We start from the raw sequence: 23,791 nt of genomic DNA, 5'->3' as shown, positions 1-23,791 counted from the left end.
CGGCGCCGGATCACGGTGCGTGACCGGGGAAGTCCTCGGCCAGCAGCGCGGCCAGGTCGACGAACGCCTCGTACGTCTTGGACCGCAGTCGGGTGATGTCGATATCGCGCTGGCTGTCGAGGCGGTAGTCGAAGGGGATGAAGACCAGCCCGCCGGAATGGTCGCGGAACCCCTCGACGAACTCTTCACGCCGCAGCGGCCGGTCCGGTCCGCTCAGCCCCGTGACGACAAGGACCGCGCGCTCCGCCAGGGCGCGGTACCCGCGGCGCGCCAGATGAGCCAGCAGCAACCGTGTCTGATCGAGACCGCGCTCGGTCATCCGCGCCACGACGACCAGGCGGTCCGTCACCGCCAGGACGGTGTCCGTGACGGTCTCCGTCCGCAGATGGGCCCAGTCCGCGAGGACGACGGAGAAGTGCCGGCTCAGCAGCTCCATCAGCCGGCGGTACTCCTCGTCGAACACCGCGACCGGGGTGGTGCGGCCGAGACCGTGTGTGAGCGCGCGCAGCCCTGACGGAGCGTCCAAGGTGTGGCGCAGCACATCCTCGTAACCGACCGAGGGCAAGGCGCGCAGCAGATCACGGCGCAGCCCCGCGGAGCCGCCGAGATTCAGCCGGCCGGCCAGCTCACCGACCGCGTACCCCGCGTCGACCGCGATCACCCGGCCACCGCGGGCGGCCGCCAGCAGCGACCCGAGCGCGATCGTGACCGTGCTCCGGCCCACGTCCGCCTCCACCCCGACGACCGTGGCCCGATAGCTGAAACCCAGGCGGGCACGGATCAGTTCCCACTTCCGCAGCTGTTCCGGCCCGGCCCGCCGCAACCCCAGCCGCGGAGCCAGGCCCCCGCCCCGCAGCGGCTGCGCCGCCCCCTCGGCCGGCTCCGCCGAGCCGTCGTCCAGCGGGATCTGCGGACCCGGGCGGAACGAGAAGCGCGCGGTGCCCGATGCACCGTCCCCGTCTCCCGCACCCCCGGAGGCCGCGCCGTCACCCGCCCGCAGCTCCGTCGCCAGCGGCACGTAACGGGCGAAGCCCTCGGCGACCTCACCCGCCGTCGGACGCTGCCGCGGATCCTCCGACAGACACGCGGTGACGATGTCCCGCAACGGACGCCAGGTGTCGCCCTGCCACAGCGCCATGTCCCCGCCCTCCGCCGACTGCGGCGCGCGGTGCTTGTCCCCGAGCCTGCGCAGGATCTGCCCCAGCGACTCGACGTTGTCCGCCATGGTGGGGACCGCCTCCGCCCCCCGGGCCCGGAAGCGCCCGTCGATGCCGCACCGCCCCAGGCCGGTCAGCATCAGCGAACGGCCCACGACATGGACGCTCTGCGGCGTCAGCTCGGGCAGCACCAGCCCTTTGAGATGGCACAGATTGACCGCGCTCGCGAGATGCCATCCGTAGGCGATCGACAGCAGCGTGTCGCGCCGCAGATGAGACGCCGCGTCCGGCCGCAGGATGCTGCTCAGCTGCGGCGGCGGCCCGCCCTCGTCCTGCCCGGAAGGACGGTAGAGCTGCATGGCGATCCACGGCGGATCGTCGTGCACACCCGTGCCCAGCAGCAGCGGCGCGTACTGCCCGGCCATCCGCCCGAGCGCCTCCGCCTCGGTGGCCAGCATCGCCCGGGCCTCGTCCGGCGCACCCGGCCGGATCACGCGCAGCGCCGCCTCGTTGCCGTGACGGTCGCGGCCCAGATAGACCAGGGAACGCGCGCCCGGCTGCCGGCCGTGCAGCGTGTACGGGCCCAGCCGGCGCGGATCGCGGGCCGTGAGCGGACGCCAGCCGTCGGGACCCGCGAACTCCATATCGTCCTCGTCCGGCGGCGCCACCTGCACGGAGGCACCGAGCCGGGCCATCAGCCGCCGCTCCACCGAGGTGAACGCGCGCGAACCGGTCGGCAGACGATCCATGCCGTCCGGATGCGCAAGCCATGCGGGGAAATCGGGGGAGCGTCCCGCCAGCTGCTCCAGACGGCGACCGATGTGCCGGCCGGTACGCAGCAGTTCCGGCGTGGAGACGGCGTCCAGCAGCGCAGACTTGGCCCCCTCCGAGAAGTCGAAGATCCGGTGCTGGTCGCGCAGCGGACCGGTCACCGGCGCCTCGGCGGGCTGCATCAGACCGCCCAGGAACACCTCCGCCAGATGGGCGGTGTCGGCGGACCACGGCACCGCGGACTGCACCAGCCGCATCACCGGCACGGACACGGGCGCGACCGCCGCGATATGGGCGGCCAGCCGGTACGCCTCGGGCGAGGCCGCGTCACGGAACCGCCGTACCCCGTCCGGGTCGTCACCGAGCGGGACGGCGGCCCGTCCCGCCGGGGCGTGCAACAACGGGAGCTGGACCGTGCCACCGGTCGAGGCGAGCAACCGCGACCACACCGATACGGGGCCCGCGGCCGCCTCGAGCACCGGCACCGGCAGCCCGTTGAACGGCGCGAGTTCGGCCGGCAGCACCGGATCGCTGACCGTCCACGAGCCACCCGCGGCCCCGCGCCGACGTGTGGTCACACGCCAGCGGTCGGCCCGGATTCCCGAGCCTCCCCACAGCCGCCGCGGAAGCGCATGCAACACGGCCACCGGTCCGTTCGCCGCCCAGCGCCCCAGCACCCGGTGCATCCGCCCGTCCCGCCAGGCGGCGCCCATGCCGTCGCTCAACAGCAGAACCAGGGTCTGGCCCGAGGGATCGGCCAGTACCGCCGGCGGCAGCGAGGTCGTATCCGGGTCGAACGGGCGGCCGCGCAACAACGGAGCATCGGGACCGCGGGTGTCCAGACCGTGCACCCGCACCACCCGGAACGCGCCGATCCGCTGCATCATCGTCCGCCACTCGACGGCGAGCCGCCGCCACAACAGCATCGACATACCGTCGTCCACCACGAGCGCCAGATCGAGCCACCGTTCGTGCCCGGGACGCAGCACGACGTCGGGCAGCCCGCTCTCGGCGAGCGCGGCGGCCGTCGCCGCCTCGTCGAACTCCTGAAGACGGGTGTGGGCCCGGCGCTGCCGCAACGGGCGCAGCGCCCGGCCGATGCCCAACTCCCCGAGGAGCGCCTTGTTCTCCGGAACCCGCAGCGGTACCGCCGCACTGTTCTTCGGCGGCAGCGGATGTTCCGGCCGCCGGGGGCGCGGTGCCGTGGCGGGCGCCGGCGCGGCATGCAGATCACCGCCGAGGTCGTCCAGCGGCAGTACGTCGGGTGGTTCCGCCTCGGTCACGGCGCCGTCGTCCGGCACGGGCGGCGGCGGATCCGCCAGGTCCTCGGCATCCGCTGCCTCATGACCGACACATAACGCCCGGGCAAGAGGCGCCGTGTCCTGCCCCGTGGGCAGCCGGCCGGCCAGCCAGAGCGCATCGAGCAGCGAGTGCCGGTCCAGCTCGACGCCGGCACCCGCGAACACCGCGAGTACCTCCCCCAGCCGCTCCGATCCCCCCGTCATCGCTCAGACAGTCCCGCCCAGTTGATGAAGTACGGCGTCCAGCAGCCCGTCCGCATCCAGATCGACGCCCCCGGCCCGCAGGAAGACGGCGTTCAGCAACTGGTCCGTCGCGAGCTCGCCCGGGCCGCGACGCTGGAGGAACGACCGCAGCAGATCCTCCACGCCGACCAGCGCGCCGTCACCGAGATGGGCCGCCACGATCGCCCGCAGCCGCTCCTCGTCCGGCGTGGGCAGATCCAGCCGGATACAGCGGCGCAGAAAGGCGGGCGGGAAATCCCGCTCCCCGTTGCTCGTGATCACCACGACCGGGAACTCGGTGCACAGCACCTTGCCCCGCTCCACCGTGACCAGGTCGTTGGAGTCGGCCGCCAGAACCTGTACGACCGACTGCGACTCGGGCAGCCGGGCCAGCTCCGGGATCTCGAAGACCCCCTCCTCGAACACGGTCAGCAGATCGTTGGGCAGATCGACATCCCCCTTGTCGAGCTCATCGACGAGCAGCACCCGCGGCCGCGGACCCGGCACGAGGGAGGTACCCAGCGCCCCGAGCCGGACAAAGCTCCCGATGGACGGCTCCACCTCGCCACGGTCACGGCTGAGCGTGGTCTCCCGCAGGCGGCCGATGGCGTCGTACCGATACAGCGCGTCCTGCACAGTGGCCCGGCTGTTCACCGGCCAGCGCAGCACCTCGCCGAGATCCAGCTCATGCGCGATCGCCCGGGCCAGCGACGACTTGCCGGTCCCGGCCGGCCCGGTGACCAGCAGCGGCCTGCGCAGATGGAGCGCCGCATTGACCACATCGGCATGCTGCGGAGCGATCAGATACGGCAGCGGCCCGGCAGCACCACGCCGGGACCCACCGAACCGTCGCCAGGGGGGAGCCTGCGGCAGGGTGACCCGCCGCTGCGTGCCGTCTCCCTGGAACAGCCGCCAATCGGCGGTGGGTTCGGGGTTCATAAGAGCTCCGTGGGTTCGGAAAGCTGGAGTTCGGGCAGGGTGCGGTCGGGGTCGGCCCAGGCGAGTACGGGCCTGCCGGGGTGGGCGGCCGGCTGGTGGAGGGTCTTGGCACGGTAGGAACGGACCTGCTCGGGCAGGGCACGGGCCGGGGAGCCCGAGACTTGACGGACGGCGTGCGAGGCGTCGTGGGCCGGGCCGCGGTCCCACAGCACGACGGGTACGCCCATGGCCAGACACACCTGGATGATCTCCACCCGGACCCGTGCGGACACCTCCACCGACACCCGGGCGGCGTCGCGTCGATCGAGCAACTTGCCGTACACCTCACGCGCTCCGGTGGACGAGCCGGTGATGTGGAGGGGGCCGGAGGATTCCAGATGCCCCCAGCGGTGGCGCCAGTCGGAGAGAAAACGCTCGTTGCGGCGCAGGAGTTCCGGGCAGTGCACCACCAGGGCGTACTCCGCACCCAGCACTCCCGGGATCAGGCCGTCCTGGTCGGCGAACTCCCACTCGTCCACGGGGAGTTCGAGACTGTCACGGTCGAGCAGGGCCTCGACGACCGGCCGGGTGCCTTCGGGTGCGGACCGGCAGAGCCGTTCCAGGACCCGGAGCACCGCCTCGGCGGTCTCCGCGGCGGTGTACTGGCGGTCGGTCTCGGTCGGCGCGCGGTGCGGGCCGGTGCCGTCGTCGCTCCAGATGCGCAGCCGGAAGGCGTCCGCGCCGGTCTTCACCAGGTGCACCAGCAGGCGTGGCGGCCGGGTGCGCCGACGCCGCCCGAGCATCCATTCGTCGGCGTCGGCGCGGCGTTCGCGCAGCGAGGACGCGGGGATACCGAGACGGGCGGCGACGCCGTCGGCCCACAGCCGCAGCCGGGCGCGCTCCGGCGCGGGACACAGCACCGCCGCGTATTCGACCGCCCGCAGCAGTCCGGGTACGCGAAGTTCCCCCGGCCCCGAGCGGCTGTCGCCGGAGAGCTGTTCCAGCCGGTCGAGGAGTTCGGTGAACGGGGCGTCGTAGGGGAGCTCCGCGACCAGGGGCAGCGCGGCCCGTACGGCTTCGGGCAGTTGGTCCGCGATATCGCCGGGCAGGTCCGCGAGGAGTGCGAGCAGCCGGTCGTGCTCCCGGGGCGACAGCAGCCGGGGTACGGCGGAATGCTTCGCCGCGGCGATGAGTGCGGAGACGGCGCCCGGGTCCCTGGAGCGCAGGGCTTCGGTGAGCGCGGCCAACGCCCGCTCCTCGGTCACCAGTAGCCGCGCGAACTCCTCCGGGCTGGGGGCGGATCCGTCCGTGGGGTGTCCGAGGCCGCAGCGTTCGGCGACCGCCCTGGCGTAGTCGGCCCGGAACATCGGTGCGGGAAAGACATTGGCCAGCAGGTCCGCGAGGACGGCCTGGGCCGGGTCGTGGTCGGCGGTCGGCGGGTCGAGGAGGGCGCCGGCGCCCACCGCGCGCAGTTCCTCGTCGACCCGCTGCCAGGGGATGCCCCAACTGCGGCGGGTGATGTGCCGGGAGTCGTAGGGCAGCGCGCAGCCCGATGCCGGATCGACGGGCGGCAGCACACAGGCCGCCACGAGTCCCACGACCGCGCAGTCGGCATCCGACCACAAGGGGCCGCCGCTGTAGGCGGGCCCGATGGCCATACCGGAGAGCGTGCCGTCCATGTAGCCGATGCGGCCGTCGCAGGACTTCACCCGGACATCGGCGTACGAGCCGGTCAGCGCGCTGCCGTGCCAGGCGCGTACGGACTGCCCCATGCGCATCGGCCGGAACTCCGGCGGCGCCGGGGCGGATAACGCGGTGGCGAATCGGAGGACCGCCAGATCGCCGGCCCATTCCAGTTCGCCGCGGCCGGGCGCCCCGTCCGATCCGTCGAGCCGGCGGGGCGGGATCCAGTGGACGGGCCGCGCTTCGTGCACCTGCGCGCCGGACGGCCCGTGCACCTGCACCCGCAGCGTGGCCCCATCCGGCCGGCTTCCGTCGAAGAGCTCCTTCCCGAGCGCGTCGTTCACGACATGGGCGCAGGTGAGCAGGTGATGCGGCGCCAGCACGATGCCCGCGCCCGCCGTTTTGCCGTCCCTCGCATCGAGCACCGACGCCACCCGGAATCGAGGGTCCGCCGGATCGGTGGTGTCCGATCCGGTGCCCGGGGTGGCGCCTGGTATGGCGCGGAACCAGCCCATCACTCCGCCCGCTGCGGCTGCCAGGTCGCCGTGATCGTCAGACTCGCGTGGCCGTTCGCCCCGACGATGCCGAGCTTGAGGTCCTGGCCGACCTGCACCCCGAACTGCACCGACATCTCGTGCGGTGGCCGTTCGGAGGCGGTGACCGCGTCGTGGATCTCCTGGAGCAAGGGCCCGAGCGGACGCAGCGTGGTACGCATCGCCGCGACGGCGCTCGCGCCGGCCGCCGCGCCGCCCCCGCGGGCCACCGGCACGGTCGGGCCCATACCGTCCGGAAGATCGTCGTCGGCGGGCTGAGCCGGGGGGAGCGGCGCGGAGCCGGTCGGAGTGAGTTCCAGCCGGATTGACGTTCCGTCAGCAAGGCTGAATTCAGTGAGATTTGGCACACATCCATTGTGCCGATCATCGGCGGTCATGACAGCAGAACGGAGGGATCGTTCCCGGTCAGCCGGTGTCGGCGGATGCCATCCGGTGTCACTCGGTGTCACCCGGGCACCAGTACCGCGGCACCCTGGACCCGGTCGGCCGCCAGGTCCTCCAGCGCCTGCGGAGCGCGGCTCAACGGATAGGGGCTCACGGTGACTTGGATCCCGATCCGCGCCGCGGTCTCCAGGAACGCGCGGCCGTCCTCCCGGGTGTTGGAGGTCACGCTGCGCAGGTTCCGCTCGTAGAAGAGATGACTCTGATAATTCAGCGCGGGAACGTCGGTGAGGTGGATACCGGCGATGGCGAGGGTTCCCGAACGGTCCAGCGCCGCCAGCGCCACCGGCACCAGATCACCGACCGGCGCGAAGAGGATCGCCGAGTCCAGCGGTTCGGGCGGGGAGTCGTAGGCGCCGCCGGCCGAGGATGCCCCCAGGTCGAGGGCGAGCTCCCGCGCCTGCGCGGACCGGGTCAGCACGTGAACGGTCGCCCCTTCGGCCAGCGCGACCTGCGCGGCCAGATGCGCCGAGGCCCCGAACCCGTAGATGCCGAGCCTGCCACCGGACGGCAGCGCACTGCGGCGCAGCGCCCGGTAGCCGATGATCCCGGCACACAGCAGCGGCGCCAGCCGCGTGGCGCTCTCGCTGTCGGGGAGGGGATAGGCGTAGTCCGCGGGGACGAGCGCGGCATCGGCGAAGCCGCCGTCGGCGTCCCAGCCGGTGTAGCGGGATGCCGGACAGAGGTTCTCGTGGCCCGCGCGGCAGTAGGGGCAGACACCGCAGGTACCGCGCAGCCAGGCCCCGCCGGCCCGGTCACCGACGTGGAACCGGGTGACCGCCGCGCCGACGGCGACCACGCGTCCGACGATCTCATGCCCCGGTACGGTCGACGGCCGACGCGGGGCCAGATCCCCTTCCGCCAGATGCAGATCCGTACGGCACACCCCACAGGCCTCGACCGTGAGCAGCAGATCGTCGGGGCCCGGTTCGGGAGCGGGACGCCGCACGGACGCCAACGGGCCGGAGGCAATCGGACCAGGCCGCCGAACGACCCAGCCGGACACTGCGTCCGGGCCGGAAACCGATGCCATACGTCCAGAATGGCGCGTACCGGTTAGGCGGACAAACGGTGTCCTGGGGCGGGGCGGGGTTGCGGACGGGGGCGGGGCGGGACGTCCGGGGTTGCGGCCGCCCGTCGTTACGCCGCCGGGGGCTGCCGGCCGCCCCATCCACCCCACCGCTTCTGACAAACTCTCCGCCGACGTAATACGCAGTGGGCAGCAGCATGCTCAGTTGGAAGCACCCGGGGGACCTCATGCATCTCACTCTCGCCCGCGTGGTGCAGACCTGCTCGGCCTACCCGTCGCAGTGGGACGCATGGACGACCGCCGGCCAGTACCTGTACCTCCGTTATCGGCGCGGCGTCGGCTGCGTCGAGCAACATCCCAGCGACGACATCGACACCTGGGACGGGGAGGAGTCCGCGCTCGTGACCGAGTGGGACGACGGCACCGGCGGCGGCATCATCGAACTCGCCGACTTCCTCGCCGTAGCGGGCCTGCAGCTCGCACCGGACGCCGAGGTATCACCGCTGTAGACGCTTACCGCCCGATCCGCAGCCGGCCTCGCAGCTTGTCCGCCAGTGGATACTTCTCCCGCTGCTCACGGGACTGCCGGTCCAGCTCCTCCACCAGCCGCTCGGACCGCTTCTCCACCTCCAGCTCGTCCAGGATCCGGTCGATCTCGGCCAGCAGCGCTCCGTGCAGCTGCCACTGGCGCGGGTGCTCCTGTACGCCGTCGAGGAGCAGATGCGCGACGATCTCGCGGCTGGCGAGGCTGGCGGCGAGCTCCTTGACGAGCTGATCTTCCGCCTCGTCGGCGTTGGTGGTGACCTGCGTCGTGATCAGCACGGCGAAGCTCTCGACCGCACGGGCCATATGCGTGAACAGCTCCCGCAAGGCGGTGGCGGTCTCCGCGGGGAAGAGCGGCTCCTCCGTGCGCGCCTTGGCAAGATCGGTCAGCGTGCGGCACACCGTACGCAACACGACCGCAGAGATCTCCAAGGCGTCCAGACCGGTGCGCAGCACCACGCGGTACAGCAGGCCCTCCCTGACCCGAGGGTTGAGCCGGAGGCTTTCCTCCGCCTGCCGGAGAGCCGCGTCCACCTGGACGATGTCATGATCCAGCTGGCGCGCCTCGTGCAGCCGGGCAGCGGCCTCCGCCACGGGGGTGTGACCGCGCACCTCGTCGCCGAGGGCCAGCAGCAGGTCCCGCATACGGCGGGCGAGCCCCTCGATGGCCTCACTGGCGGGTTGCACCCACACCGGTGGTACGAACAGAACGTTGAACAGCAGCCCGACAGCGGCCCCGATCAGCGTCTCCAGCACCCGGTCCCAGGCCGTCGCGGCCACCCGCGTCGTCGTCACCCCCAGCACCAGCATGGCGCTGATCGCCACCTCGGGAACGAACTCACCGGCCCGTACAAAACGGCCGATCACCAGCGACGCAAGGATGATCAGCCCCAGACTCCACCAGGTCAGGCCCACCAGCGAGCTGAAGCCGATGGCGATGACCACCCCGACCACCACCGAGTTCACTCGGCGGATGCTGGTGGTGAGGGTCGCGAACAGGGTGACCTGGACGACGAGCAGTGCGGTCAGCGGCGCGGTCAGCGGTGCCGGCTCACTGCTCAGCATCAGTGCGACGACGTACGAGATCACGGCGGCGACGGTCGACCGGACGGTCTGCACGACCACGGGCTCTCGGTGCCGCCTGACAAGATCCAACAATGGATCGGTAACTTCAGGCACTCCTGGTTTCCTTCCCCCATTTCGCGCCGCAGGCAACATCGGTTACCCGAACGCCTGCATGCCGGCGTCCTGTGCCCGTCCGTGCGCCCGCCCGCGCGACAGGCCGGAGCGGAGGGGCGGAGGGTGAAGACGGGAAAGGGCTCTCGCGTCGCCGCGCACGGAACGCCGAACGGCGCCGGGCGAAACCGAAATGAACCGGTGCGCTAGCCGAAGATCGCTGCCAGCTTCCGCAACATCTTCGCGAGGGGGCGCTTTCCGGCGGAAGGCGACGGTTCTTCGGCGCCGGTCGGCGACTCGGCCGCCGGAGCGGCCGCCTCCGGCCCGTCCGACTTCTGCGTCGCGGCCTCGTCGATGCGCGACGTTGTGGGCTTCGGCGTGGTGCGCGCGGCCTCGGCGCGCACGAGCGCGCCGAGAGCGGCAAAGATATCGATGGGCATGCCAAATCTCCTGCAGTGCGGAAGTCCCGAAAGCTGATGACGGCAGGCCGCGATCGCCCCACCGTCCCCGTCGCAGAACTGGGGACAGGGACGGGGGTGGGGATGGGTACGCGAATGCGGCCGGGTCGGCTCAGCAGCGCAGGACGACCGTGCGCTTCGGCGATTTGGCGGCGGCGGTCGTCACGACGGCCCCTGAAGGGACATCCGCCGACGCTGTGATCGTCTCCTCCACGGGAGGGTCGCCGAGCGCCTTTCCGCTGCTCCCCGTCGGGACCTGGTGGCGTAGATGACAGGCCGACGCCTCACACTTGCGCCGCACGCCACTGCCAGGATGCTTCGTACCGCCTCCGGTCGAAGTCAGCACCGGCCCCGCTGCCACACATGCCTTCCCGGCCGGGCCGTACACGGCAGGAGCACTGGCGCGGGTAAGGCGGCAGCCGTCCCCCTCGGGGATCGGCACCTGGGAGGAGTCGGTGGTGAGCGCGGTGTGCAGTAACGCCAGCAGCGCGACGAACACCAGCAAACGCAAACCGCCAGCTGCCGCGGAGCGGCCTGAGCTGACGGTGTAGCGCATGCGAGTCTCCCAACGCTCTTCCACGAAGAATCCCCTCGAAGAGTACGAAGCACTCCAGAGCCACCAAATGAACGGATATTTCCACCCGATCCGACTACGCCATCGCACACACGCTCCTAGGAGTGTTGAGCTGTGTGGGTGACGGCGAGATCGCGTACACGGCGCCGCGCGGTACGCGGCCGGCATCTCCAGCACGTCACCGTGGTCGCAAAGCGGTTGCCGTTTTGCCAGGGTTCGGCGGGAGCCCTCGCTTCCTTCGAATGGGGCCGGGCTCTATGAGCCACATTCGTACGGGACGAGAAGCAACCCGGCGCGCGCGTACGCTGATTGATGGCGGCATCCGCGCACGCCGAACAATTCCTCACCCTTCGGAGCGCGCCGCGCCGCATCCGCAAGCTGCGACGGCCTGACCGCCGCGAGGAACACCAGCAACGACCGGGAGAGCCACGAATGTCGCGCTATCGCGAGATCAAGTACCGGACCGTCACATCGTTCCAGAGGCGGATCGGTAATCCGATCCTCAAGCGGCTGCCGCATCAGACTCTCGTGGAGACCACGGGGCGAAAGTCCGGCCTGCCACGGCAGACACCTGTCGGTGGACGCCGAATCGGGAATGAATTCTGGCTCGTCTCGGAGTACGGCGAGAAGTCGCAGTATGTGCGAAACATTCAGGCACATCCGCAGGTTCGGGTACGGATCAAGGGGCGATGGCACGCCGGCACCGCCCGTCTGATGCCGCAGGACGACGCCCGTGCGCGGCTCAAGACCTTGCCGCGACTCAACAGCGCCGCGGTCCGAGCGGTCGGCACGAACCTGTTGACGGTGCGGGTCGACCTGACCAGCTGATCAAGCTGCTCGCTGAGCCCTGGGCTTTGCGCAGGGGTTCGTGCGAGGGGTTCCTGATTTTTGACCTGTAGGTCAAGAAAGCTGTTACTGTTCTGATCATGGGAAGGCCGAAGCAGTTCGATCCGGACGCCGCCGTCGAGCAGGCCATGGAGGTGTTCTGGCGCAAGGGGTATGCCGCCACCACGCCGCAGGACCTCGTCGACGCGATCGGTATCGGCAGGGGCAGTCTCTACAACGCCTTCGGCAGCAAGCACGCCTTGTTCGACAAGGCGCTGCGCCGCTACCGCGACAGTCAGGCGCTCGCCCTGATCGAGATGCTTGAGGAGTCGGGGCCCGTCAAGGACCGGTTGCGCAAGACGCTGCGGTTTCTGGTCGAGATGGACCTTGCCGATCCGGACCGGCGCGGCTGTATGGCGGTGAACGTGGCGGCGGAGCTCGCGGGGACGGACGAGGGTGCGACGGAACTGGTCCGGCGCATGTTCGACCGTACCGAGGATGCTTTTCGCGCGCTGGTCGAGGAGGGGCAGCGGGCGGGAGAGATCGCCTCCGGCCGTGACGCTCATGCCATCGGGAGCCTGTTGCTGAACACGGTCGTCGGTCTGCGGCTCATGGCGCGTGTCGCCGAGGGGCCGGACCGTCTTTCCAGGGTGATCGATGCGATGGTCGACGCCCTCTGACCGTGCTCGCCCGCGAGTGGGGGGCGAGCGAGCAGGTGGCAGAAGGTAAGTGGCGGGTGGTCGGGGGTTGTCTTCTGGCCACATTTTGTACCTGTAGTTCAAGAACTGGAGAAATCATGAAGCTCGACCTCAGTTCCAAGACCGCTGTTGTCACCGGCGCCAGCCGAGGCATCGGGCTGGCCACCGTCAGGGCGCTGATCGATGAGGGCGTCCGCGTCGTCGACGCCGCCCGTACGATCACCCCCGACCTCAAGGAATCCGGAGCCTTCGCCGTTTCGGCCGACCTCGGCACCGCTGACGGAGTGGCCACCCTCATGGACAGCGCCTTTGCCGAACTGGGGGGCATAGACCTGCTGGTGAACAACGTCGGCGCCGGCGACGCCGTGGAGCCGATCGGTTTCCTCGACACCGACGACGCGCAGTGGAAGAGCATCTTCGACCTCAACCTGCTGAGCGCGGTCCGTGTCAGCCGGGCCGCGCTGCCCAGCTTGATCGAGCGCCGCGGTGCGATCGTCAACGTCTCGTCCATCAACTCCCGGCTCCCTGCCGCCGGTCCGGTCGCCTACAGCGCGGCCAAGGCGGCACTCACCGCGCTCGGCAAGTCCCTGGCCGAGGAGTTCGGGCCGCGGGGCGTGCGCGTCAACACCGTCTCGCCCGGCGTGGTGCGCACCGCCATCTGGGAAGACCCCGACGGCTTTGGAGGCAAGGTCGCATCCGGGGCAGGGGCTGAGCACGCCGCGTTCCTCGAACAGCTCCCGGACGCGTTCGGCATCACCACCGGGCGGATCACCGAGCCCCGGGAGGTGGCGGCCCTGATCACGTTCCTGCTCTCCGACGTGGCCGGCAACGTCACCGGCGCGGACTACGTCATCGACGGCGGCACGGTCAAGACGATCTGACGGACGGCGGGGGCGGTAACTCCGTTGTCCTGGCGGGGAGTAGAGGACACCATCGGGATGTGTTCGAGTTGCTGCCCGGGGTGGGGCTTGTTCTCCCTCATCTCCCTCATCGCGGAGGTGTTCTGCGGTTCGGCGTGTCCGAGCGGGATGCCCAGTGGGCCGTCGCGGCCCTGGCGGATGTACGGGAGACATGGGTCTGCGGAGCCGGCTGGGCCTTCACGGCCCGGTACGACGGGCTGGAGCTGCTGGCCTACGGAGATGCGCGGGACCGCGAGGGCCTCGGCCGGGACAGGCCCGGTCTGGCCTCGGCCGTTCTGACGCGGTGCCGGGAGTCGCTCGCCAGCCCATCCGCCGTGCCGGTGGTGCTGGACGGCATCGACCTGTTCGGGTATCCGGCCGCCGAGGTGGTGGATGTGCTCGGTCTCGATGTGCCCGGCCTCGATGTGCCTGGCCTCGATGTGCTCGGTCTCGATCGGTATCCCGGCGTCGGCCTCTCGGTGGCGCTCCCTGGCAGTTACTTGTCAGAGGTCAGGATCTCGGCGTAGCTGATCAAGTCGCCAGGGCCCTGCCGATGGCCGTCCCGCAGCCATCACGACCGTTGCCCCTCACTGCCCCGCCGCCCCCTCCCGCTAGAGCACATCACTAACCGAATCCGCCAGCCTCCGCCGCGCCGCCCGAGCTGCCGGCAGGGCTGAGACCGCCCCGGCGACCAGCACCGCGACCGTCACGACCAGCAGCAGGATGCCCAGGCCGGGGCGTTGGGCGATGCCGGTTCCCCAGCCGCTGGTGTGGCCCTGGAGGTTGATGAGCCACTGGGAGGCGAGGACGCCGAGAGCCGTGCCGGTCAGGGCGGCGGTCAGGGTGATGAAGGCGGTGGCCGACACGATGACGGCGGTGATTTGGCGGGGGGTGAGGCCGACGGCCCTCAGGGCGAGCAGGTCGCGGCTGCGGTCGCGTACACCGGCGCTGACCGTTGTGGACAGTTCCGCGAGGCCGATGAGGATCAGTACGGCGATCAGGCCGACGCTGACGGCGCGGACCGCCGACAGCTGGTCGGCCGGGTTGGGGATCTCGCGTACTTCGAGACGGCCGGCGGACGCCTTGGTGAGGGTGTCGCGTACGGCGGTGGGGTCGGCGCCGTGGTGCAGGACCAGTTGATAGAAGTCCGGGCGGGGCGCGGAGAGCGTGGTGTCGTCGTCGCGCAGGGTGTCCAGGGCGGTGGAGATCACCCGGCCGCCGTCGGCCGTTTCTATGCTGCGGCCGACGATGTGCAGGACGTGCGGGTGGCCGGCGACGGTCATCCGGACCCAGTCGCCGACGTGGGCGTCCAGGAGGTCCAGCAGTCCTTGTCCGGCGATCGCTTCGTCGGGGCCGTGCGCGGGGCGTCCCTCCACGATGGAGAAGGGGTAGGGGTGCGCTTCCGTGCCGAGGCCGCGCAGGGTGATCGTTCCGGTCTGGCCCGGTACGAGCGCCTGCACCTCGGCGCCCGGGTAGGCGGTCAACTGCGGCTGGGCGGTGAGGAGTTGGCGTAGGGCGGGGTCGCCCAGGGTGTCGGAGCGCGCGGTGAGGGCGGCGGGCAGGCCGGCGTTCTCGGGGTGGGTGGTGAAGCGGTCCAGGGTGGCCCAGGCTCCCAGCGCGATGGTGATGAGCAGCAGCGGAACGGCGAGTCGTGCCACGGCCGCCGAGGAGCGCAGCGGGTGGTGGAAGGCGGCTCGCCAGCCGAGGACCAGGGCCGGTGGGATGCGGAGGCCGAGCGCCCGGCGGGTCGTGCCGGACAGCCGGCGGCCGGTGGCCACGGCGGCGCGCGCGACGGGCACCGGCGGTACGCGTCCGGCGCGCCAGGCGGCCAGACAGGTCGCCGAGCCGATGAAGACCACCACGCCGCCGGAGATGGCCAGGGGCAGCCAGGCATGCTCGGGGAGCTGATGCCACAGCGTCATCGCTTCCCCGATGCGGCCGGGGATCAGGGTGCCCAGCGTCTGGGTGAGCAGCGCCCCGAGCGCGACACCCAACAGCGCGAAGCCGAGGTGCAGGGCGAGGAACATCCGGACCACCTGGCTGGGCGTGAAGCCGATGGCCTTGAGGATGGAGATGTCCCGTAGGTGACCGCGGATGCGGGTGCTGATGGCGCCGCCGACCGCGAGGGCCGCGGCGAGCAGCGCACCGAGTCCGAAGACGCCGAGCAGCCGGGCGAGGAGCTGGTTGTCGCCCTCGGCCTCGGCCTTGGCCTGCCGCCAGGTGGAGACATCGCTGATCTGATCGGCGCCGAGCTGGGTTACCGCCCGCTGTACGACGTAGTCGGTGTCCGCGGGATCGGTGAGCTGGAGGCCGATGGTCCGGCCGCGCTGGTCGCGGCCCGCGTCCGAGGCGGCGAGCGTCGCGGGCAGCACCCAGGCCACGCCGGGGGTCTCGCCGGCCCGGAACGTGACCTCGGCGGTGTCTGCGACGCCCACCACCCGCAGCGGTGCCGCGAACCCGCTCAGCACGAGGGAGTCTCCCGGCTTGGCCCACATCGCACGGGCCACCGAGCTGTCCAGCACGATGCCCTTGGCGGCGCCGGCGTCGGTGCTCGCGTCGAGCCAGCGGCCCGCGGTGATCTGGGGGGCGGCGGTGGCGGGGCGGTGCGGTGTGCCGCGCAGCTCCAGCGTCGCCTTGGAGCCGCCGGGCTGGAGGCCTGCGGTGGCGCGGACCGTACGGAAGGGACCGGAGGCGGCCCGTACCTCGTCCAGCTCGGCCAGCGATCCTGCCGGGGCGCCGTCCTGGGTGTGAATCCATACGTGGGCGCCGGAGGACTGGGTGAAGGCTCGCTGCCAGGGGTCGGTCGCGTAGGCGAACAGGGCGGTCGCCAACAGCAGTGAAATGGTGATCCCGGCCGTCGCCAGCACGATCAGTACGGCCGCCGACCGGTGTGCTCTGAGGTGCGCGGATGCCCAGCGCGCCGCTGCTCGCACGCCGGTCAGCCCTTGAGCTTGAGCACGTCGGCGACACCGGCCTCGGGGCGGCTGCGGCCGCCGCCGAGGTGCGCGTCGTCGACCACCTGGCCGTCGAAGAAGCTGATCACGCGGTCCGCGGCGCTGGCCATCCGGGCGTCATGGGTGACCAGCAGGATGGTCTGGCCGCGCTGGTGGAAGCGGGCGAGCAGCCGCAGCACCTCTCTGGTGCCCTTGCTGTCCAGGCTGCCGGCGGGTTCGTCGGCGAGCAGCAGGCTGGGGGAGTTGACCAGGGCGCGGGCCAGGGCGACGCGCTGCTGCTCGCCGCCGGAGAGCTCGCCCGGCGTGGCGTTCTCCTTGCCCGCCAGGCCCAGCTCTTCGAGCAGCTCGGCGCGGTCGGTGCGGGCCTGCCGGGGCGATCTTCCCGCCAGCAGCGCGGGCAGCTCGACGTTGTCGGCGACGCTGAGGTTGGAGACCAGGTTGAAGAACTGGAAGACGATGCCGATGTGGTTGCGGCGCAGCACCGCCCAGCGCGCCTCGCTGAAGGAGTCGACCTGGCGTCCGTCGATCCAGAGGGAACCGCTGTCGGGACGGTCGAGGCCGCCGAGGAGGTGCAGCAGGGTGGATTTGCCGGCGCCCGAGGGTCCGGTGACGGCGACGAATTCACCACGCTCGATGCGCAGGTCGACGCCGCGGACCGCGTGGACGGGGGCGCCGCCTTCCGGCCGGTGGGTCTTGACCAGGCCGGCTGCCCGCAATATCGGTCCGGACGGCTCGTCCCGGTTCATTCCAACTCCTCTTGACAGCGCTCCAACCAATCGAGATCCGCCTGCAGATGCAGCATCGCGCCCTCGATCAGCAGTTGCGCGACCCGGTTGCCGCGGTCCTCGACCGCCGCGAGCTTCGACAGGTCACGCATGGTGTTGAGGTAGTGACGGCGCTGTTTGTTGATCAGGGTGATCTGGTTTGCGGTCCCGGTGTGGGGGGCGAGGGCGAGCTTCATGAAGAACTCGTCCCGCACCCGTGGTTCGCCGGTGGACTCCTCGAACCACGCGTCCACCGTCTCGCGTCCCGCTTCGGTGATCCGGTAGATGCGCTTGTTCGGGCGGTCCGACTGCTCGACGTCCTCTCCCGCGATCAGGCCCGCTTTTTCCAGCCTGCCCAGGGTGACGTAGATCTGGCCGACGTTCGGCTGAGGGTATGCCGCGCCCAGGAGGTTCTCAAGGGCCTGCTTGAGTTCATAACCGTGTGCGGGGCCGCTGACCAAAAGCGCCAGAAGTGGCAACCGCACGCTCTCCCCCTCCCTCCCCGCCCTGCTTGCCGGTTATCTGAACCCGTCCGAGTGTGAGCCGGGTCGCCAACGCATCTTCCTGCAGCATCTAGTATCCCGCATATCTAACAGGTATACATGGGGCGGGCTGTCGGTCCAGTGTCCCGTCGACGCCTGTAAGAGGAGGAGCCCATGCGGTGGAAACGTGCCGCGGGAAGGGCTCTGCTCATCTGCTCGCTGCTGTTCGCGGGCAGTGCGGGCGCACAGGCCGGGGAGCCGGCCGCCGGTTCGGACGGTCGGGGCCCGATCACTTTGGTGACGGGCGGGGACCTCACCGGCTATCTGCGCGGTGTCCTCGACGGCTGGAACGACCGGCACCCGCGGGAGAAGGTGACACTGGTCGAGCTGCCGGACGCGGCCGACGAGGTGCGGGCCCAGATGGTGACCGAGCTGCGCTCCCACAGTGACCGTTTCGATGTGCTGAACATCGATGTGGCATGGACCTCGGAGTTCGCGGCCGCGGGGTGGATCACCCCCGTGGACGGCCGGCAGTTCCCGCTGGATCACTTCCTGCCGCCCGTGGTGGACACCGCCACGTTCCGGGGCAGGCTCTACGCCGTCCCTTATGTCACGAATGCCGGACTGCTCTACTACCGCAAGGACGTGCTCGACCGGGAGGGTGTGCGGCCGCCGCGCACCTGGGCCGAGTTGGCGCGGCTGGCCAAGACCGTCGCGCCCAAATACGGGCTGGACGGTTACGCGGGCCAGTTCCTGCCGTACGAGGGGCTGACCGCCAACGTCGTGGAGGCCGTGCAGTCGGCGGGCGGCACGGTGCTCGCCGGTGAGGGCACCCGCGTCACGGTGGACTCGCCCGCGGCCCGCCGGGGTCTGTCCTTCCTCCTCGACGGGGTGCGCGAGGGATGGATCCCGCAGCGTGCGCTGACGTACAAGGAGGAGGAGTCCCGCAAGGCCTTCCAGAGCGGCCGGCTGCTGTTCCTGCGCAACTGGCCGTATGCGTACGCGTTGGCCAACGCGAAGTCCTCGAAGGTGGCGGGCAAATTCGGCGCGGTACCCCTGCCGGGTCCCGACGGGCCGGGCTCCAGCGCGCTGGGCGGCTCGAACCTCGCGGTCAACGCGCATTCGCAGCACCCGAAGACGGCCGCCGAGTTGATCTCGTATCTGACGACGGAGTCGGTCCAGCGCCGGGTGCTCACCGAGGGGGCGCTGCCGCCGGTGTGGGCGGATCTGTACACGGATCCGAAGCTGGTGCGGCGTTTCCCCTACCTTCCGACGCTGAAGCGGAGCGTACTGGCGGCCAGGCCGCGGCTCAAGAGCCCGCAGTACGACCAGGTGAGCCTGGCGGTGCAGGCGGTCATGCATGACGCGCTCGTCCATCGGCGGAGCACCGATGCGACCGTCGCGCGGCTGACGCGGGAGCTGCGGGCCATCGTCGGCCGCGGCTGAGCGATCGGCCGACCGGACGTAGCCGTCAGCGGTCCCTGCTTCACCCTCACCACCCCTCTTCTACTTACTTGTTAAGTACAGGCGGCCATCAAAATTACCCACAAACTGGGGCATCTTGCCGCTACTTTCGACCATTTCGTTGACACCCAAATGACATCCCTACTTAACATGCATGCATAACAGCGACCCCGCAGGCCGCACGGCATGCCCATGTAAGAACGGGATCACGGCAGATGCTCATAGCCACGGCAGGGAACGGCCACTCGGCCGACTCCGCGCCTTCCCCCTCCCTCCCCGGCCCGGCTTCCGCCGCGCTCTCGCCGGCCGCCGAGAGTGCGTCCCACGCCACGGCACAGCGCTGGTGGCGCGACGCGGTGATCTACCAGGTCTACGTCCGCAGCTTCCTCGACAGCACCGGCGACGGCATCGGCGATCTCGCCGGCGTCCGCACCGGACTGCCGTACCTCAAGAAGCTCGGGGTGGACGGCATCTGGCTCAGCCCCTTCTACCCCTCCCCGCAGCACGACCACGGCTACGACGTCGCGAACTACCGCGATGTGGACCCGGTATACGGCGACCTCGCCGAATTCGACCTCCTGGTCGCCGACGCCCACCGGCTCGGCCTGAAGGTGCTCCTGGACATCGTCCCCAACCACTGCTCCAGCGAGCACCCGTGGTTCCGCGCCGCCCTGGAGGAGGAGCCGGGCGGGCCGTCACGGTCGCTCTTCCACTTCGCCGACGGGCGCGGGCCCGGCGGGGAACTGCCGCCCAACAACTGGCGGGCCATGTTCGGCGGCCCCGCCTGGTCCCGTATCAAGGAAGCCGGCTCCGCCTCCGAGGACTCAGAACAGAGCGGAGGCGGAGCGGAGCGCAGCGGTACGGACGGGCAGTGGTACCTCCACATGTTCACGCCCGAGCAGCCCGACCTGAACTGGCGCAACCCCGCCGTGGGCGCCGACTTCGAAAAGGTGCTGCGGTTCTGGCTGGACCGCGGTGTGGACGGCTTCCGTATCGATGTGGCCGCGGGGCTCTTCAAGCACCCCGAGCTCCCCGATTCCCCCGACCCGTCGGCCGACGAGCGGACCCGCGACTCGGTCAACCCGCTGGCCTGGAACCAGCCCGAGGTGCACCAGGTGTGGCGCGACTGGCGGGCGCTGTGCGAGGAGTACACGGCCCGGGACGGCCACGACCGGCTGCTGGTCGGCGAAGTCTCCGTACGGACCCCGAGCGAGCAGGCCGCCTACGTCCGGCCCGACGAGCTGCACCAGGCGTTCTTCTTCCACCTGCTGACGGCGCGCTGGGACATCGACATCTTCCGCAAGGTCATCTCCGAGGCGCTGACCGACATCGCGGGCACCGGCTCCACGGTCACCTGGGTGCTCAACAACCACGACCAGGTCAGGACCGTCACCCGGTATGCGACCGAACCCGGCGACAGCGCCGGGGGCACCTCCCGGCCGGAGTCCGGGGGAGAACTGGGCCCTGAGCGCGCCCGCGCCGCCGCCCTGCTGATGCTGGCGCTCCCCGGCGCGGCGTATGTCTACCAGGGCGAGGAACTGGGCCTGCCCGAGGTCGTCGACCTGCCGGACGAGGTCCTCACCGACCCGATCTTCCACCGTACGGGCAGCCGGGAGCACATCCGCGACGGCTGCCGGGTGCCGCTGCCCTGGTCCGGGCACGCCTCCCCGTTCGGCTTCACCACCGGTACCGACGCGGCGCAGCCCTGGCTGCCCCAGCCCGAGTGGTTCGCCGAACACGCCACGGACCGGGCGCTGGCCGACACCCGCTCGTTCTGGCACCTGTACCGCGACGGGCTGCAGCTGCGCCGCAGCCTGCCGCAGCTCGGCGAAGGCACCCTGCGCTGGCTGGAGTCGCCGCCGCAGGTGCTGGCGTTCGTCCGCGGCGACGGTCTGGTCTGCGCCGTCAACTTCGGCACCGACCCGGTGCCGGCCCCGGTACCCGGCACCCCCCTGCTGGCGAGCGGCGACTGCCCCGCGGGCACGCTCCCGGGATCCACCGCCGCCTGGTGGATGCACGCCGACCCCCGATAGCCCCACCCCTCGACCGCTCCACCTCCACCGCTCCACCTCGACAGCCCGACCTCGCGGGTCCGACCGAAGGGAATCCCCCCATGAGACACACCGCGGTACGACACACCCGAACCGCCATGGCCGGCGCGGCCGTGCTCGGCCTCGCGCTCACCGCCACCGCATGCGGCGGCGGAGTTTCCGCCGGGGGCGGTAAGCAGGAGCTCAACGGCCAGACGATCACCGTGGCCGGCGTCTGGACCGGCGTGGAACAGCAGAACTTCAAGAAGGTCCTGGACGCCTTCTCCGAGAAGACCGGCGCGAAGGTCACCTTCGCCTCCACCGGCGACAATGTCTCCACCGTCGTGGGCAGCCAGATCGAAGGCGGCAACGCGCCCGATGTGGTGATGGTCCCGCAGGTCGGCGTGCTCCAGCAGTTCGCCAAGAAGGGCTGGCTGGCACCCCTGTCGGCGGAGATCGGCGCCGAGGCCAAGAAGAACTTCGCGCAGGTGTGGAAGGACTACGGCACGGTCGACAAGACCTACTACGGCCTGTACTTCAAGGCCTCCCACAAGTCGACGGTCTGGTACAGCCCCGAGGCCTTCGAGCAGGCCGGCGTCAAGCCCGCGAAGTCCTACCAGGAGTTGCTGAAGTCGGGCCGCGCGCTGTCCGACTCGGGCGTGCCCGCCTTCTCCGTCGCGGGCGAGGCCGGCTGGCCGCTCACCGACTGGTTCGAGAACATCTACCTCTCCCAGGCCGGACAGGAGAACTACGACAAGCTCGCCGCCCACAAGATCCCGTGGACGCACCCCACCGTGGTCAAGGCGCTGACCACGCTCGGCAAGCTGTTCGGCGACAAGAACCTGGTGGCCGGCGGCGGTTCGGGCGCGCTGCGCACCGACTTCCCCGAGTCCGTCCAGCAGGTCTTCGGCCCGGAGCCGGGGGCGGCCATGGTCTACGAGGGGGACTTCGTCAGCGCCCTGGTCACCGACGAGCTGCACAAGCAGGTCGGCAAGGACGCCAAGTTCTTCCCGTTCCCCGCGGTCGACGGCGGCAAGGCGCCGGTGGTCAGCGGTGGTGACGCCGCCGTGGTCCTCAAGGCCGGGAAGAACAAGAAGGCGGCCATGGACCTGGTGAAGTACCTGGCCACGCCCGAGGCGTCGGCCATCTGGGCCAAGGCCGGCGGCTACATCTCGCCCAACAAGAAGGTGCCGGCGGGCTCGTACCACGACGAGGTGACCCGCAAGGCCGCCCAGTCGCTGACCGACGCCGGGAACTCCGTGCGCTTCGACATGTCCGACCAGGCCCCGGCGGCCTTCGGCGGCACCCAGGGAGCCGGCGAATGGAAGCTGCTGCAGGACTTCCTGCGCGACCCCTCCGACGCCGCGGCAACGGCTCACAAGCTTGAGGCCGCCGCCGCCAAGGCGTACGGAAACTAAGGACCAAGGGGCTCGATCCATGCCTGTCACCACTCCTGCGGAGGCGCCCGCCACGACGCGCGGCGCCCCGCCCCTCCCACCGCGTGGCAATCCCGGCAGGCCCGCCGCCCCCGTGCGGCGCGCCGTCCGGCGCCGCCGGCGCATCGCCGCGGTCTTCCTGCTGCCGGCACTGTTGCTGCTGGGCGCCCTCGTCGCGTACCCCATCGTGTTCTCGGTCATCCGCAGCATGTACGACGCCTCGGGCGACACCTTCGTCGGCGCCGACAACTACACCGAGATGTTCCAGGACCCGGCCACTCTCCGGGCCATCCGCAACAGCGCGATCTGGGTCGTCTTCGCCCCCGCGCTGCTGACCGGACTCGGCCTGGTCCTGGCCGTACTGACCGAGAAGATCCGCTGGAAGACGGCGTTCAAACTGCTGATGTTCATGCCGATGGCGATCTCCTTCCTCGCCGCCGGCATCATCTTCCGCCTCGCCTACGAGCAGGATCCGCAGCGCGGTGTGCTCAACGCGGTGGCGGTGAGCGTCCACGACAACGTCCAGGGGGAGACCACCTCCTTCCCGACCGCCAAGGCGCGCCTCGGGGACAAGCAGCTGACCAAGGGCCACGACGGCTCCTACCGCACCACCCACCGCACCAGCCCCGGAAACACCGTCAACCTCGGCCTGGTCGGCGTCCCGCCCAAGGAAATGCCCCCGGCGGCACGACCCGCCGCATCCGCCGCCAAGGCCCCGGCCGCCGACGGCGAGTTGCGGGGAGTGGTCTATCTCGACTTCACCCCCGGCGGTGGCGGCAAGCCCGGCACGGTCGACCGCGGTGAGCGCGGACTGCCGAAGCTCTCCGTCCAGGCGGTCGACTCCCACGGCAAGGTGGCGGCCAAGGCCACCACCGGACCGGACGGCTCCTACCGTCTGACCGGTCTGGCCCCCGGGTCCTACGCCGTCCAGCTCCCCGCGAACGACTTCGCCGCCCCCTACCAGGGCATCTCCTGGCTCGGCCCGGCCCTCATCACCCCCGCCATCATCGGCGCCTATATGTGGATCTGGACCGGCTTCGCGCTCGTCCTGATCGGTGCCGGACTCTCCTCGATGCCGCGGGATGTCATGGAGGCCGCCCGGATGGACGGCGCGAACGAATGGCAGGTCTTCCGCAGGATCACCGTTCCGCTGCTCAGCCCCGTTTTGGGCGTCGTGTTCGTGACGATGGTGATCAACGTGATGAAGGTCTTCGACCTCGTCTACATCATCGCCCCCGGACCGGTACAGCAGGACGCCAATGTGCTGGCCCTGCAGATGTGGCTGGTCTCCTTCGGCGGCGGCAACAACCAGGGACTCGGCAGCGCCCTCGGCGTACTGCTGCTCCTCCTGGTGGTCCCGGCCATGGCCCTCAACATCCGACGTTTCCGCAGGAGCCAGTCATGACCACCG

Annotated in this window: 20 protein-coding genes; 9 read left to right on the top strand and 11 right to left on the bottom strand. The window is 70.7% G+C overall.

Annotated features, from left to right (window positions below; all coding sequences use genetic code 11):
- Window positions 1-10: 10 nt before the first annotated feature.
- From KI385_RS05495 to KI385_RS05475, 5 genes are all read right to left on the bottom strand, one after another.
- The gene (locus KI385_RS05495; protein WP_238571092.1) at window positions 11-3,433 is read right to left on the bottom strand and encodes an SAV_2336 N-terminal domain-related protein; all 3,423 of its coding nucleotides are present in this window, start codon (window positions 3,431-3,433) and stop codon (window positions 11-13) included.
- A gap of 3 nt (window positions 3,434-3,436) precedes the next feature.
- The gene (locus KI385_RS05490; RefSeq protein WP_128502518.1) at window positions 3,437-4,390 is read right to left on the bottom strand and encodes an AAA family ATPase; all 954 of its coding nucleotides are present in this window, start codon (window positions 4,388-4,390) and stop codon (window positions 3,437-3,439) included.
- Window positions 4,387-6,567 carry a VMAP-C domain-containing protein gene (locus KI385_RS05485; RefSeq protein WP_238571091.1) on the bottom strand — a complete coding sequence of 727 codons (2,181 nt, stop codon included), beginning with the start codon at window positions 6,565-6,567 and terminating at the stop codon, window positions 4,387-4,389. Before KI385_RS05485 ends, KI385_RS05490 begins: the two co-directional genes overlap by 4 nt.
- Complete coding sequence (locus KI385_RS05480) at window positions 6,567-6,953, bottom strand: CU044_2847 family protein (RefSeq protein WP_238571090.1); 387 nt, start codon at window positions 6,951-6,953, stop codon at window positions 6,567-6,569. Before KI385_RS05480 ends, KI385_RS05485 begins: the two co-directional genes overlap by 1 nt.
- 98 nt (window positions 6,954-7,051) lie before the next feature.
- The gene (locus tag KI385_RS05475) at window positions 7,052-8,080 is read right to left on the bottom strand and encodes a zinc-dependent alcohol dehydrogenase family protein (RefSeq protein WP_238571089.1); all 1,029 of its coding nucleotides are present in this window, start codon (window positions 8,078-8,080) and stop codon (window positions 7,052-7,054) included.
- 224 nt (window positions 8,081-8,304) lie between these two features.
- On the opposite strand from KI385_RS05475, the gene KI385_RS05470 reads away from it, so the two are divergent.
- Window positions 8,305-8,586: a hypothetical protein gene (locus KI385_RS05470; RefSeq protein ID WP_238571088.1), complete on the top strand. Its 282-nt coding sequence runs from the start codon at window positions 8,305-8,307 to the stop codon at window positions 8,584-8,586.
- 4 nt (window positions 8,587-8,590) lie between these two features.
- On the opposite strand, the gene KI385_RS05465 is transcribed toward KI385_RS05470, so the two are convergent.
- From KI385_RS05465 to KI385_RS05455, 3 genes are all read right to left on the bottom strand, one after another.
- Entirely contained in the window at window positions 8,591-9,799 is a 1,209-nt protein-coding gene (locus tag KI385_RS05465) for an FUSC family protein (RefSeq protein WP_238571087.1), read from the bottom strand.
- Between the two features lie 203 nt (window positions 9,800-10,002).
- Window positions 10,003-10,236, bottom strand: coding sequence for a hypothetical protein (locus tag KI385_RS05460; RefSeq protein ID WP_238571086.1), 234 nt, complete (start codon window positions 10,234-10,236; stop codon window positions 10,003-10,005).
- A 130-nt stretch (window positions 10,237-10,366) separates the two neighbouring features.
- Window positions 10,367-10,810, bottom strand: a complete 444-nt coding sequence (locus KI385_RS05455) for a hypothetical protein (RefSeq protein WP_238571085.1) — start codon at window positions 10,808-10,810, stop codon at window positions 10,367-10,369.
- A gap of 450 nt (window positions 10,811-11,260) precedes the next feature.
- Between KI385_RS05455 and KI385_RS05450 the strand changes: the two genes are divergently transcribed.
- From KI385_RS05450 to KI385_RS05435, 4 genes are all read left to right on the top strand, one after another.
- Window positions 11,261-11,656 (top strand): nitroreductase/quinone reductase family protein, encoded by a 396-nt coding sequence (locus KI385_RS05450; RefSeq protein ID WP_238571084.1) that lies wholly within the window; start codon window positions 11,261-11,263, stop codon window positions 11,654-11,656.
- A 98-nt stretch (window positions 11,657-11,754) separates the two neighbouring features.
- Window positions 11,755-12,333, top strand: a complete 579-nt coding sequence (locus KI385_RS05445) for a TetR/AcrR family transcriptional regulator (RefSeq protein WP_238571083.1) — start codon at window positions 11,755-11,757, stop codon at window positions 12,331-12,333.
- Window positions 12,334-12,449: 116 nt separating this feature from the next.
- Window positions 12,450-13,232, top strand: a complete 783-nt coding sequence (locus KI385_RS05440; protein WP_238571082.1) for an oxidoreductase — start codon at window positions 12,450-12,452, stop codon at window positions 13,230-13,232.
- 134 nt (window positions 13,233-13,366) lie between these two features.
- Window positions 13,367-13,777, top strand: coding sequence for a hypothetical protein (locus KI385_RS05435; RefSeq protein ID WP_238571081.1), 411 nt, complete (start codon window positions 13,367-13,369; stop codon window positions 13,775-13,777).
- 84 nt (window positions 13,778-13,861) lie between these two features.
- Here KI385_RS05435 and KI385_RS05430 read toward each other — a convergent pair whose 3' ends face one another.
- The 3 genes from KI385_RS05430 to KI385_RS05420 are packed head-to-tail and all read right to left on the bottom strand — an operon-like array spanning window position 13,862 to window position 17,453.
- Window positions 13,862-16,183: an FtsX-like permease family protein gene (locus tag KI385_RS05430; protein WP_238571080.1), complete on the bottom strand. Its 2,322-nt coding sequence runs from the start codon at window positions 16,181-16,183 to the stop codon at window positions 13,862-13,864.
- A 5-nt stretch (window positions 16,184-16,188) separates the two neighbouring features.
- Window positions 16,189-16,950 carry an ABC transporter ATP-binding protein gene (locus tag KI385_RS05425; RefSeq protein ID WP_238571079.1) on the bottom strand — a complete coding sequence of 254 codons (762 nt, stop codon included), beginning with the start codon at window positions 16,948-16,950 and terminating at the stop codon, window positions 16,189-16,191.
- Window positions 16,947-17,453 carry a PadR family transcriptional regulator gene (locus KI385_RS05420; RefSeq protein ID WP_238571078.1) on the bottom strand — a complete coding sequence of 169 codons (507 nt, stop codon included), beginning with the start codon at window positions 17,451-17,453 and terminating at the stop codon, window positions 16,947-16,949. The genes KI385_RS05425 and KI385_RS05420 overlap by 4 nt, the downstream gene beginning before the upstream one ends.
- Before the next feature lie 171 nt (window positions 17,454-17,624).
- On the opposite strand from KI385_RS05420, the gene KI385_RS05415 reads away from it, so the two are divergent.
- From KI385_RS05415 to KI385_RS05400, 4 genes are all read left to right on the top strand, one after another.
- A complete protein-coding gene (locus KI385_RS05415) occupies window positions 17,625-18,896 on the top strand; it encodes an ABC transporter substrate-binding protein (protein WP_238571077.1) in 1,272 nt (423 codons plus the stop codon).
- Window positions 18,897-19,129: 233 nt separating this feature from the next.
- A complete protein-coding gene (locus KI385_RS05410; RefSeq protein ID WP_238571076.1) occupies window positions 19,130-20,947 on the top strand; it encodes a glycoside hydrolase family 13 protein in 1,818 nt (605 codons plus the stop codon).
- 80 nt (window positions 20,948-21,027) lie between these two features.
- Window positions 21,028-22,362, top strand: a complete 1,335-nt coding sequence (locus tag KI385_RS05405) for an ABC transporter substrate-binding protein (protein ID WP_238571075.1) — start codon at window positions 21,028-21,030, stop codon at window positions 22,360-22,362.
- 19 nt (window positions 22,363-22,381) lie between these two features.
- Complete coding sequence (locus KI385_RS05400) at window positions 22,382-23,785, top strand: ABC transporter permease (protein WP_238571074.1); 1,404 nt, start codon at window positions 22,382-22,384, stop codon at window positions 23,783-23,785.
- Window positions 23,786-23,791: the final 6 nt, after the last annotated feature.

Origin of the sequence: Streptomyces inhibens (assembly GCF_022221585.1) — a bacterium.
Lineage (GTDB): Bacteria > Actinomycetota > Actinomycetes > Streptomycetales > Streptomycetaceae > Streptomyces > Streptomyces inhibens.
The sequence above is the reverse complement of the archived record's forward strand: the minus strand, read 5'-3'. Positions and strand labels throughout refer to the sequence as shown.

What these genes read in the sequence shown, in the direction of transcription:
- KI385_RS05495 (WP_238571092.1), bottom strand. Translation starts at nt 3,433, where the DNA reads ATGACGGGGGGATCGGAGCGGCTGGGGGAGGTACTCGCGGTGTTCGCG.
- KI385_RS05490 (WP_128502518.1), bottom strand. Translation starts at nt 4,390, where the DNA reads ATGAACCCCGAACCCACCGCCGATTGGCGGCTGTTCCAGGGAGACGGC.
- KI385_RS05485 (WP_238571091.1), bottom strand. Translation starts at nt 6,567, where the DNA reads ATGGGCTGGTTCCGCGCCATACCAGGCGCCACCCCGGGCACCGGATCG.
- KI385_RS05475 (WP_238571089.1), bottom strand. Translation starts at nt 8,080, where the DNA reads ATGGCATCGGTTTCCGGCCCGGACGCAGTGTCCGGCTGGGTCGTTCGG.
- KI385_RS05470 (WP_238571088.1), top strand. Translation starts at nt 8,305, where the DNA reads ATGCATCTCACTCTCGCCCGCGTGGTGCAGACCTGCTCGGCCTACCCG.
- KI385_RS05460 (WP_238571086.1), bottom strand. Translation starts at nt 10,236, where the DNA reads ATGCCCATCGATATCTTTGCCGCTCTCGGCGCGCTCGTGCGCGCCGAG.
- KI385_RS05455 (WP_238571085.1), bottom strand. Translation starts at nt 10,810, where the DNA reads ATGCGCTACACCGTCAGCTCAGGCCGCTCCGCGGCAGCTGGCGGTTTG.
- KI385_RS05450 (WP_238571084.1), top strand. Translation starts at nt 11,261, where the DNA reads ATGTCGCGCTATCGCGAGATCAAGTACCGGACCGTCACATCGTTCCAG.
- KI385_RS05445 (WP_238571083.1), top strand. Translation starts at nt 11,755, where the DNA reads ATGGGAAGGCCGAAGCAGTTCGATCCGGACGCCGCCGTCGAGCAGGCC.
- KI385_RS05440 (WP_238571082.1), top strand. Translation starts at nt 12,450, where the DNA reads ATGAAGCTCGACCTCAGTTCCAAGACCGCTGTTGTCACCGGCGCCAGC.
- KI385_RS05425 (WP_238571079.1), bottom strand. Translation starts at nt 16,950, where the DNA reads ATGAACCGGGACGAGCCGTCCGGACCGATATTGCGGGCAGCCGGCCTG.
- KI385_RS05415 (WP_238571077.1), top strand. Translation starts at nt 17,625, where the DNA reads ATGCGGTGGAAACGTGCCGCGGGAAGGGCTCTGCTCATCTGCTCGCTG.
- KI385_RS05410 (WP_238571076.1), top strand. Translation starts at nt 19,130, where the DNA reads ATGCTCATAGCCACGGCAGGGAACGGCCACTCGGCCGACTCCGCGCCT.
- KI385_RS05405 (WP_238571075.1), top strand. Translation starts at nt 21,028, where the DNA reads ATGAGACACACCGCGGTACGACACACCCGAACCGCCATGGCCGGCGCG.
- KI385_RS05400 (WP_238571074.1), top strand. Translation starts at nt 22,382, where the DNA reads ATGCCTGTCACCACTCCTGCGGAGGCGCCCGCCACGACGCGCGGCGCC.